General features: G+C 36.2%; 10 protein-coding genes. 6 read left to right on the top strand and 4 right to left on the bottom strand.

Annotation, left to right across the window (positions count from 1 at the left end):
- Positions 1–260: 260 nt before the first annotated feature.
- From BN1082_RS04765 to BN1082_RS04750, 4 genes are all read left to right on the top strand, one after another.
- On the top strand, positions 261–1685 hold the full coding sequence (locus BN1082_RS04765) for a PAS domain-containing sensor histidine kinase (protein ID WP_176699650.1): 1425 nt from the start codon (positions 261–263) through the stop codon (positions 1683–1685).
- Between the two features lie 457 nt (positions 1686–2142).
- Positions 2143–2340, top strand: coding sequence for a C4-dicarboxylate ABC transporter (locus BN1082_RS04760; RefSeq protein ID WP_090631598.1), 198 nt, complete (start codon positions 2143–2145; stop codon positions 2338–2340).
- Positions 2341–2748: 408 nt separating this feature from the next.
- Entirely contained in the window at positions 2749–4629 is a 1881-nt protein-coding gene (gene htpG / locus BN1082_RS04755; protein WP_090631596.1) for a molecular chaperone HtpG, read from the top strand.
- A 208-nt stretch (positions 4630–4837) separates the two neighbouring features.
- Positions 4838–6256 carry an amino acid permease gene (locus BN1082_RS04750; protein ID WP_090631594.1) on the top strand — a complete coding sequence of 473 codons (1419 nt, stop codon included), beginning with the start codon at positions 4838–4840 and terminating at the stop codon, positions 6254–6256.
- 391 nt (positions 6257–6647) lie between these two features.
- Here the strand turns inward: BN1082_RS04750 and BN1082_RS04745 are convergent, their stop codons facing one another.
- The 3 genes from BN1082_RS04745 to BN1082_RS04735 all read right to left on the bottom strand — a co-directional run bounded on the left by BN1082_RS04745 (position 6648) and on the right by BN1082_RS04735 (position 9173).
- Positions 6648–7130 (bottom strand): exosporium protein C, encoded by a 483-nt coding sequence (locus BN1082_RS04745; RefSeq protein ID WP_090631591.1) that lies wholly within the window; start codon positions 7128–7130, stop codon positions 6648–6650.
- A 172-nt stretch (positions 7131–7302) separates the two neighbouring features.
- Positions 7303–8631, bottom strand: a complete 1329-nt coding sequence (locus tag BN1082_RS04740) for a cation:proton antiporter (RefSeq protein WP_090631589.1) — start codon at positions 8629–8631, stop codon at positions 7303–7305.
- Between the two features lie 113 nt (positions 8632–8744).
- Positions 8745–9173, bottom strand: a complete 429-nt coding sequence (locus tag BN1082_RS04735; RefSeq protein ID WP_090631587.1) for a hypothetical protein — start codon at positions 9171–9173, stop codon at positions 8745–8747.
- A gap of 182 nt (positions 9174–9355) precedes the next feature.
- Here BN1082_RS04735 and BN1082_RS04730 point away from each other — a divergent pair, with 182 nt between their 5' ends.
- Positions 9356–9718, top strand: a complete 363-nt coding sequence (locus BN1082_RS04730; RefSeq protein ID WP_090631585.1) for a PepSY domain-containing protein — start codon at positions 9356–9358, stop codon at positions 9716–9718.
- A 66-nt stretch (positions 9719–9784) separates the two neighbouring features.
- Complete coding sequence (locus BN1082_RS27305) at positions 9785–10291, top strand: hypothetical protein (protein WP_176699649.1); 507 nt, start codon at positions 9785–9787, stop codon at positions 10289–10291.
- A gap of 143 nt (positions 10292–10434) precedes the next feature.
- Here the strand turns inward: BN1082_RS27305 and BN1082_RS04720 are convergent, their stop codons facing one another.
- The gene (locus tag BN1082_RS04720; RefSeq protein ID WP_090631582.1) at positions 10435–11685 is read right to left on the bottom strand and encodes an MFS transporter; all 1251 of its coding nucleotides are present in this window, start codon (positions 11683–11685) and stop codon (positions 10435–10437) included.
- Between the last annotated feature and the right edge of the window lie 288 nt (positions 11686–11973).

Genomic DNA, 11973 nt, shown 5'->3' with positions numbered 1-11973 from the left:
CATAAGGAAAAGTATAAAACTGACGATTAATTATATTTTGAAATTGATTTCGCTGATTGAAATCTGTAATATAGAAATTGATTTTGGATAAGTTTTTTCGACAATTTTAAGAATTTATTGGAAATTTATCAGATTTGATTTAATATTAATATAGATAAGAGAATGAGAAGTTGATAGCAAGGAATTGAGGACATATGAAAGAAACTTATATTGAGTTGAATAGTTCTACTTATACTATCAAAAGAAAAAAACGAATGTTGTTGGACAAACTTTTAAAGGATAGCCTGCAACATTATAAATCCCTGTTTGCATGTGATTCAGACGCAATTTATGCAATGGATTTAGATGGTTATTTTATTCCCTTAAATCCAGCTTGTGAGATCCTATTTGGTTACCCTTCGATGGAATTTTCAAAACTGACTTATATGAAAGTAATGACATTGGAGCATCTTGATAGAGCACTTTCCCTTTTTTACAAATCTTTAGAAGGAAAACTGCAAAATTTTGATTGTCAAATCATTCAAAAAATAGGTGAGCTTCGGGATTTAAATATTACTAATTATCCTATTGTCATAAACGATGATATTGTTGGGGTTTATGGGATTGCAAAAGATATTACTGAAATAAAACAAAAACGAAAAAAGTTAAGAGAAAATGAAGCGCTTTATCAGCTTCTTATGGAAAATTCCTTGGATTTAATTACCAAGTCTACTCCTAATGGGGAATTTCTTTACGTTTCTTCTTACTCAAAGGAGATAATTGGGTTTACTCCGGACGAGTTAATTGGGAAATCGGTTAAGGAATTAATCCATCTTGATGACCTCAATGACTATGAAAATAATAAAGAGATTGTTAGTTCAGGTCATGGTAATGGGCGAATTACTTTCCGTTTGAAACATTGTAATGGCCATTACATTTGGGTGGAAGCGCTTTGTAAGCCAATCTTAAATGATCAAAATGTCGTGTCTGAAATTATTAGTGTAATAAGGGATGTTACTGAAAAGAAAAGGACAGAGGCATTGCTTCTACAATCTGAAAAGCTATCTGTTGCTGGTCAACTTGCGGCTGGGATTGCCCATGAAATAAGAAATCCACTGACAGCAATTAAAGGTTTTCTACAACTAATAGAAGCTGAGCAGGACACCCAAAAAACGTATTTTGATATTATAAATTCTGAAATGAACAGAATTGAACTAATTCTTGGTGAATTATTAATTTTATCAAAGCCCCATGCACTTAAATTTGAAAAAAAGAATATCAAGCAAATCTTTGATCAAGTCAAAGCGTTAATTGATACGCAAGCTATAATGAACAATATTGAAGTAGAAATTACCTATTTATCCAATTTACAAACATTATTATGTGATGAAAATCAATTAAAACAGGTTTTTATTAACATTCTCAAGAATTCCATTGAAGCAATGCATAATGGTGGAAAGATTACTGTAGAGGTAGATACAACCGAATCCAATCAAATGCAGATTCGCTTTATCGACCAGGGTTGTGGAATAACAGAAGAGAATTTACAACGGATTGGCCAGCCATTCTTTACAACAAAAGAAAAGGGAACTGGGCTTGGCCTTATGATTAGTATGAAAATTATTGAAAAACATAACGGTACCATTCATATCTCAAGCGAAAATAATGGAACGAAAATAGAGGTTACTTTACCTCTTACACGTTAATGTTACAAAAAAAATGAGGAATTTCTTATCCATAACAACAAAAAAGGTGTATTAGCCTTATTTGTTGTTATTTTTTATCTTAAAAAAAGGCTGTGTTAAAGGTCATTGTTGATTTTTGAAACTATGTTGATTGGGGCGGAAGGCGCGAGATCCTCGAAAATGCTATCGCATTTCCTTCGTGCGGTGTTGATTCAAGGATGCTAATTCAACGTCCTGCGGGAGTACGGGGCAAGGGGAGACCCCACAGGCGCTTAAGCGCCGAGGAGGCTCCCCGGAACGCCCGTGGATGCTCGCTTCTTGAGCGCAAATCAACAGGCAAGTTTAACACAGCCTGAAAAAATAAGTAAAGTACTCTATAAACGTTCTTACTTAAAGGAGTGGTATTCTTATTGAACCTAGCATAATATGTTAATGTAAAGTTAACAACTTTATAATATTTAGAAAGGAGCTGTTACAAATGAGCGATTTGACAGGTAAAATACTTGGTTGGATAGCAATTGTTGTTGGTGTAGTCGGCTTTTTTGTTGCCCCTGTCTGGTTAGGTGCCATCGGTATCATTCTTGGACTAATCACTTTAGGTAGTCCGCAAAAGGTTTTAGGTTGGGTTGCAGTGGTAATTGGTGTAATTGTCTTGCTAGTTCAATTTTTTAGTTAGCAGCGGAATGAATATGGTTCCTAAAATTTTCAGGAGTTTAACCTTTAAAGGTCTCTATACCTTCTAACCTTTTTCTTCTTTCAGATTCTTCGTGCTACCATTTTCTCCACATTCTTCGAATATTGCTTTTCAAAAAGCTAAATGTATACGTATTCTTAAAAGAATCGTATAAAAAACAAAAACCGCTCAGTGATTTATTCACTTGTGCGGTTTTTGTTTTTGAAAATTGAATAGGGGCTACTGAAATGGATTCGCCAACGATAAATAGTTGAACGTTACTTACCTTCTAAGGATATTGACGAAATAAAAATTATATGGTATTAAAAATAATGTTAGCACTCGAAGTTCGAGAGTGCTAATAGTTTGCAGACGTTTTGGCAGATTCAATTTGAAAGGAGAAATTGATAAATGGAAACGAAACAGTTTCAGGCAGAATCGAAAAGACTTTTGGAAATGATGATTAACTCGATTTATACGCATAAAGAGATTTTTTTAAGAGAGTTAATTTCAAATGCGAGTGATGCGATTGATAAAATTTATTACAAAACCTTATCGGACGATACTCTAATCTTTGATAAGGACCAATACTACATAAAAATAGTCGCAGACAAAGAAAACAGAACATTAAAGATTCTTGACACCGGAATAGGAATGACAAAGGAAGAACTTGAAACAAACCTTGGTACGATTGCCAAAAGTGGTTCATTAGCTTTCAAAACTGAAAATGAACTCAAGGATGGTCATGATATTATTGGCCAATTTGGGGTTGGATTTTATTCTGCCTTTATGATAGCAGATGTTGTGACAGTAGTTAGCAAGGCTTTAAACAGCCATGAGGCTTATAAGTGGGAATCAAAGGGTGTTGATGGGTACACGATTACGCCATGCGAAAAAGATTCCGTTGGTACAGAGATCATCCTAACAATCAAAGAGAATACTGAGGATGAAAATTATGACGAGTATTTGGACGAATATCGTTTAAAAGCAATCATTAAAAAATATTCCGATTTTATTCGCTACCCAATTAAAATGGATGTCACAGACAGTAAGCTGAAAGAAGGCAGCGAAAATGAATATGAAAATGTTCTAGAAGAACAAACTATCAATAGCATGGTTCCAATATGGAGAAAGAATAAAAATGAGCTGACACCAGAAGACTATGAGAATTTTTATTCGGAAAAGCATTACGGATTTGACAAGCCTATCAAACATATCCATATTAGTGTGGATGGAGCTGTGAGATATAATGCCATTTTATATATTCCGGAGAATATCCCGTTTGATTTTTATTCACCTGAATATGAAAAGGGACTAGAGCTTTATTCTAATGGTGTATTAATCATGAACAGATGTTCAGACCTTTTACCTGACTATTTTAGTTTTGTCAAAGGTATGGTTGATTCAGAAGACTTGTCGCTCAATATTTCAAGAGAAATTTTACAGCATGACCGCCAATTGAAGTTAATCGCCAAAAACATTGGAAAGAAAATAAAGAGTGAATTGCAAAGTTTGGTAAAAAATGAAAGAGAAAAATACGAAGGCTTCTATAAATCCTTTGGCAGACAATTAAAATATGGGGTATACAGTGACTTCGGAGCACATAAAGAGGAATTGCAGGACTTGTTAATGTTCTACTCCTCCAAAGAAAAGAAAATGGTTACGTTAGACGAATATGTATCGAGAATGGCTGAAGATCAAAAATATATTTATTATGCGACTGGTGAAACATATGATAGAATTGAAAAGCTTCCGCAAACGGAACTAGTTGCAGATAAAGGATATGAAATATTATATTTTACTGATGATATCGATGAATTCGCAATTAGAATGTTAATGAATTACAAAGAGAAAGAGTTTAAATCAGTGTCAAGTGGTGATTTAGGGATTGATTTAGAAGAAAATAAAAATGACACTGCTTCCGAAGACATGGACAGTAAAGAACTCTTTGATTTTATGAAAGACATCTTGTCAGACAGAGTTAAAGATGTAAGAGCTTCAAAAAGATTAAAGACACATCCAGTTTGCCTTTCGACTGACGGCGATGTATCCATTGAAATGGAAAAAATACTTAACGCCATGCCTAACAGTCAAAATATTAAGGCAGACAAAGTATTGGAAATTAATATTCATCACGACGTATTCCACTCATTAAAAGAGTCATTTGAAAAAGATAAAGGAAAGTTAAATTTATTTACCAACTTGTTGTATAATCAAGCACTACTAATCGAAGGGTTGCCAATTGAAGATCCGGTAGAGTTTACGAATAATATTTGCAAAATAATGGTGTAAACCAATACAAGCCGCACAGTGATTTTTCACTTGTGCGGTTTTTTTCTGTTCTTAATTGCAATGTATAAAATAGTGAATGTTTTGTAAATTAACACTTTAACATTTTATCAATTTATCACTTTACCAAACTAAAATATCATAGTATACTAATCAAAGAAATAACAATATAAGAACGAAATGAAATGATAGATAAGAGAGGAAATGCATCATGGGAACAAAAAAATGGGGACTGTGGATCTTAACAACTTTTGTTGTCGGTAATATGGTAGGCGGGGGTATATTTATGCTACCGAGTAATCTAGCTCAAGTATCGAGCCCTTTAGGCTCAATGGTGGCTTGGGGGATAACCGGTTTAGGCGTGCTCTTCATTGCACTTGTTTTTGGGGATTTATCGGTTCGAAAACCTGAATTGAAGGCTGGGCCACAAAGCTATGCGCAAGCAATGTTTTCATCCCCTAAAGCTGGAAGGGTTGCCGGTTATAGTATGGCATGGGGATACTGGGCAGCCAACTGGGCTGCTACAGCGTCGGTAATCATTACATTTGCCGGATATTTATCAACCTTTTTTCCAATTATGCAAAGTACGAAAAACCTTCTTACTTTTGGTTCTTTTTCGTTAGAATTGGGGAAATTGATTACATTTATCGTTTGTACCGTCATGTTATGGGGAATACAGGCTATTTTATCAAAAAGCTATAATAGTGCAGGAAAAATGAATTTCATCGCGACAATTGCTAAGATTCTCGGTTTCACGATGTTTATTGTATTAACCTTGTTTATTTTTAATTATGCCAATCTTGGAAATGGCGTGACCTTTGTTGATAAAACAGGACAATCCATTCTGTTAGGGAGCCAAGTCAATTCTGCAGCAATTATTACCTTGTGGGCATTTATTGGCATTGAATCAGCTGTCATGTTATCCAACCGAGCAAGGTCGCAAAAGGATGTTAAAATGGCGACAATTCTTGGATTAATCATATCAATCTTAATTTATATCGGTATTACTCTTTTAACAATGGGGGCACTTCCAGCGGCAGAGTTGAAGATGTCACAAAAACCACTTGTTGATGCGCTAACGAAAGTAGTTGGATCTGAAGGCGGGATGATCATGGCATTGCTGGCTCTAATCTCCTTGTTTGGTTCAACGGTTGGATGGATTATGGTTAGTTCAGAGGTTCCATATCAGGCAGCTAAGGATGACTTGTTCCCAGCTTTATTTGCTAAAACCAATAAGAATGGGAGTCCAATAAACTCTTTGACATTGACTAATATCATGACCCAAGTTTTTCTATTTTCAACTATTTCTAGTTCAGTAACACAAGCCTATAATTTCGTGGTCGTGGTAGCTACGCTTGCCTATTTAATCCCTTACTTGGTGTCTTCTCTTTATCGTTTGAAGCTTATTATTACAGGAGAAACGTATGATGTAATAAAAGGATCTAGAATTAAAGATGGTATCATTACCGCTCTAGCCTTAATTTATTCTATTTGGGTAGTAAAGACAGGTACATCTGATATAAAAACCTTCTTATTAGGAATTGGATTGTTTGCGGTGGGACTCGTACTGTACCCATTTGTGATGAAAAAACCTATAATAAAGAAAGCAAAAGAAGTAAAAATAGCATAAATTTTTAGGGCCTTCTGATTTACATCACAGAAGGCCCTTTTTGGTACTAAAATTTACAAATAGGTTGAAAAGTTAAATGTTTGACTGTGTTAAACTTGCCTGTTGATTTGCGCTCAAGAAGCGAGCATCCGCGGGCGTTCCGGGGAGCCTCCTCGGCGCTTAAGCGCCTGTGGGGTCTCCCTTGCCCCGTACTCCCGCAGGACGTTGAATTAGCCTCCTTGAATCAACACCGCACGAAGGAAATGCGATAGCATTTTCGAGGATCTCGCGCCTTCCGCTTCAATCAACATATTTTTAAAAATCAACAATGACCTTTAACACAGCCAATTTTTTAAAAGCTTCTGCGATCTTCATCTCGAAATCTGTTGGTCCGAAATCTAGTATTACGATTTCAGCTGCTTTCTCTATCGCGGTCTCTAGAATGGTCTTTATCATGATCCCGTTCTTGTTCTATCGCTATCGCTAAACCACTAAAAGAAATGGGTCCAACGACAGCTGCTTCAGTACCTGGCGTTATATTTTCAACCGTCACTCGAAAGGTGTGAGTCCCCTGACCAAGATTACTCTCGATAGACTGGAATGTGACGGTATAGTTTACCTCCGAGGCAGGGTCTGATTCAACACCTGCTTGGGTTCTGAAAATTTCTTTTCCATCTCGGAAAATCTTAAATAAAAGTTGAGATGTTCCGGTTATACCCCGAACACCAACTGTTGCTATTAATTCAACACGGTTTTTATGTGCATCCCTTCGTGGAATCATTAAACGAATCGTTGCTAAAACCAGCTTTTTTGGAGATTGGGGAATAGTGATCGGATTGTTATTATTTACTCTGCTAATTGGTTCAACTGCTTGATAATCAATAATTCTGAGCATTATTAATATACCTCCTTACTTTTTATATTATAAAATATGAAATTTATGGAAATGTGTTTGGACACTCTTATAGTATTATGATTTAATTGTAAAAATCGTTATTTTAAACTAGTTAATTTCGTTGTTTTTAGTTGTAGGCAGGTTAATACAAAGAAAGCTGGTTTCCCCAGCTTTATCGTGTTTTATTGATGGATTTAATTTTGTCTTCATCATTTCTCCTAAGTGGAACCATGTTTTCATCCCCGGGCATAAGTCTCCAACCTTTATTTACAATAATCCGCAACCAAGTTCCTGGAATCCAAGATGTCACGAGTGCCAGCATAACAAGAATGGCGAAAAATTCTTGGTTAATAATTCCAGCTGTATAGGCTACCGAAGAAAGCACGATTCCTGGTCCTCCCCGGTCATTTATAGCTAATCCTAAGTTAAAACTTGTAAATGGATCTTGTTTAACCATTCGTGATGTGAGATAAACGGCTACAGTCTGTGTTAAGGTTGCGAACATTAAATAAGCGAGGAAGAAAAGGGGATCAAAGTGTCTTACGAGGTCTAATTGTAATCCTACTGTTGCAAAGTAAATGGGGATTAACCAAGAAAAAGAAAGATGTGATACCCCTTGATCGACCCTTTCAGATACCGCTTTAGGCAGGGCAACCTTCGCCACAATTCCTGCAATTAGTGCTCCAAAAATCGTCTCAACATGAAGGTTGCCTGCGAGTGAGGCAAGCATGAACATGATAAACAAGAAATATCCCAGATTGTTAGACCGAAACAAAATGTTTTGTTTAATGATGGTCATTCGTTTAAATAGTAGGTATCCTAGGACTAAGGTTCCAATAATAAAACCAAAGGAAACACCGATACTTTTAAGTGCTGTACCAATAGTAAATATACCCTCTTGGCTGGAAATGGCAGTGGCAAATCCTAAAGCAACCCAAAGTAACACATCATGGATTCCTGCACATGCAACTACAATTTTTGCAAAGCGAGTATGCATAATTCCAAGATCATTAAAAATTTTTGATATAACAGGGATCGATGTAATCGCTATGGAAATTGCAATGATAATTTTTATTGCTAATGGATTATTTGCCGTTCCCATTAATGGAGTGATGTTAAATAGGTTGGCAGCAAACCAGCCTACGATAAAGGCAGGAATCGTTGAACCAATAACTAAGGCGGTGGTGATTTTGGCATCCTCTCTATTAAAGCGTGTTTGGAATTTTAATCCTGAACAAAACATCAACAAAAGCAATCCAAATTGATAAAGAAGCCCAAACAACTTATCCTCAGTAGGAAAGCCTAGAAATAACCACTTAAACGTATCAGGAAGAAAGTGCCCTAGTATCGTTGGACCAAGTACCAAACCAGCAGCAACTTCGCCAATGACTCTTGGGATGAAAATACGTTCCGCTAAATATCCCAATAAGTGAGCCATTGCTAGCAAACAGCCCATTGCTAAAAGAAAATGACTGATTTCAGCTCCTGTTAAACTAAACATTCCACAAACCCCCCTTATAATTGTGATTCTCCTTTTAAGGTATGCTTGAGTTGTCCAGTGGACATGGGCAATTTGATTATTATCATTAAATAAAGCTTTCTAAGATCCTGGCGCTAATTAGAATGTTTAGATTCCTCATTTTGGATCACATGAAACTTTCCAGTTGTTATATACCTGCAATAATTAAAAACTTCCAGCTGATAATCGGTACCGCTGGGAACTATGAAGGTATGCTTGAACTCTTTATCAGATTGATTTCCATGGAAAATTACACTATCAAAGTATTGAATAGAAGTGCCAAACTTGCTTAATTTAACGATTGAATACTTTACCGGCCACTTCTGATCGTGGGTAATTTGTGTCCCCAAAATAGTGATTGAGTTATTTTCTATCGAAAACTTTTTACTGAAAAAAAATGGCCCATCTATACCTAATCCCCAATTTAAATATTTATATCTCGGATCTTTATTTAGTTTCCTTTTTCTGAATAGACTAAAGAACCTGTCGAAACATAAGCTTAGTAAACCAAATAGGTTTTTCATCTCCTGCTCTCCTAAACCAGAAAATTAAAGTTACTTTATTATTTTCATAAAGATTTAGAATCGTAACGGCGATATCCTAGCTTGTCTAAATTTTCTGCGTCTGTTTCTTCAATAGATGAATAATAAAATGAATAAGTTGCTTATTTTTACACAAAATAACAAATGATAAAGGAGGATGAAAGATGAAAAAATGGATCTTAGTGCTTTTGTTCATTTTCCCAATTAGTTTCGGTAGTAATTTTTATATGGGAGCTGCCAAAGCCGCTCAACCTATGCAACCGGGAAATAAACGTATTTCGGAGAATGAAGCAAAAAATATTGCATTGAAAAAAGTAAAAGGTGAGGTCGTAAAGGTTGTATTAGAAGAGGATGACGGCAGAGCTGTTTACGAGGTAAAGGTAAAAAGCTCAGGAATTATCTATGAAATTGAAATTGATGCAATGACAGGACAAGTATTAGAGGTTGAAAAAGAAGGGCATCATGGTGATGGCCACCACCATGATGGTGATGATCATCACCATGATGATGACCATTTAGATGATTAATATTTTGAAATTGCATATCATTTTGATGTGCAATTTTTTTCATCTTGAGATATGAGGAGAAAGTGGATGACAAAGAAAATAGTATGGTTTATCATTTTTTTCGTCTGTTTTTCGTCTTTATCTACTTATATTGATGCAGAACAATTGAAACAAAATAGAGAAGCGGAAGAGAAGGGAAAATACAGCAACAATCGAGAAGGTATAAAACAAGATAAACCGGACTTTTCCAAAAAAGATAAAGAAGATGGAAAAATAGATGTTGAGGAGGAAAAAGAATCCCCAAAAAATGGGGAAAGGATTATTGATTCCGATTTAACATGTACAAAAGACATCCATTTTACACCTGCCCAAAAAAGACGTCTTGATCAAATTTACCATCGAATCTATAAGGATTATGTTTCATTAATAGAAACATATGCATGGTCAGGAGCATTAACTCCAGAGCAAGAGCTTCTTCGGTATAAAATGTTGAAAAACTATATTCTAACATTTAAGAAGAGAAATTATAGATGGTGTAGTGAATATGAGGAAGATGAATGGGAAGAAGAATGGTTTAATAATGATAATGATTAAATGAACCCTTTAAAAAAATGAGGATGTTCCAAACAAAATGTCAGACCCCACAGCCTACACTATATTGCTGAACTTTGCATAATAACAGCAATATAGTGAGGGAGCGAGAGTTCATACGCTTATAGGACACCCACTAACAAATATTAATGCCCTTCAAAAGCATCATCAACATGTTTAAGATGCTTAGTATTGATCCAAATTAAGAGCACGGATAGTAGAACAAATCCTGCACCAACAATAAATGGAACATGGGGATTATACCATTCAGCTAGTTTACCAGCAAAATATGGTGCAATTGCTCCTCCGATAAAACGGAGGAAGCTGTATGCTGAAGAGGCAGTAGCCCGTTCAACGGGAGCAGAGTTCATAACGGCCGTTGTAATTAATGTATTGTTATTGCCCAATACAGCACCAGCAAGGATAATCGCAACGATTAGAACCCATTGAATATTTGTCCAGACTCCCATTACGACAAGAAGCAGTGCAAAAAGGGTTAACATTGCACACATTGATTTAACGGTACCAAACCGCAGTTGTAGTTTTGGAGCCATGAAAACAGATGTAATGGCTAATAGAATTCCCCAGCCTAGGAATACAAAACCTAATCCATGCTCATCCAAACCTAAAACAAAAGGTGAGTAAGCGAGCAATGTGAAGAAACCAAAATTGTATAGAGCGGCTGAAATACCGAAAACTAAAAGGGAACGGTGTTTCAAGGCCCGGAAAGGGTCCAGTACGGATGTTTTTCTTTGAATTGTTTTTGGATCCTTTGAGGCTGATTTCGGCATTAATGTAATAAGTCCAATAAAAGCAACCACCATCAATGCAGCAACACCTAGAAATGGGCCGCGCCATGAAATTCCGCCAAGCCAGCCGCCAATCAGCGGCCCAACCGAAATACCAAGACCAACTGCAGCTTCATACAAGACAATCGCTTTTGCTGTTCCATTTTTGGATAACGAAACGATTGCTGCTAACGCAGTAGCTACAAACAATGAGTTGCCTAGGCCCCATCCACCACGAAGGCCTACGAGTGTCCAAATTCCGTTAGACATCCCTCCAAGTGCTGAAAATACTGCTATAATGACAATTCCAGTGAGCAATGTCCATTTGATTCCAAGTCTTGACGAAATAGCACCTGTGATAAGCATTGCAACCGCCATAACGGCATTATAGCTGGTAAATAATAAGGTTACCTGCGAAGGTGTAGCCTGAAGGTTTTTAGCAATAGCCGGCAAAATTGGGTCAACAAGACCGAGTCCCATAAAGGCGATGATACTTGCAAAAAAGACGGCCCAAACTGCCTTTGATTGTTTTAAAAGACTTTGTTTTTCTCCTGAGGATGACCCAGCTTTTGCTGGCGAAGTTACAGATAATTTTGATGAAGATGACACTTTTTTACCCCCTTGTTTTTGTCATATGCCTGCCTAATCGTTTTTTAGGAGGCGAATAATCCCAAAAGAATACCTTTGAATGTGTTCCATTTGAACCTCGTGAACCACAATTTCATTACCATGCATTCTGTTTCTAACATATTATGCATATATAAGTTGTATTATGAAACTATATTGTTGTATTATACAACTAATTTCAGTTAAGTCAATACTGTTATCTCCTGGATTTACAAAAATTTTAAAATAGTTGATGTTATGTTAACATGATGATAGAGAGAATGGGGAAAA

It is taken from the genome of Neobacillus massiliamazoniensis, assembly GCF_001048695.1.
Taxonomy (GTDB): domain Bacteria; phylum Bacillota; class Bacilli; order Bacillales; family Cytobacillaceae; genus Neobacillus; species Neobacillus massiliamazoniensis.
The sequence above is the reverse complement of the archived record's forward strand: the minus strand, read 5'-3'. Positions and strand labels throughout refer to the sequence as shown.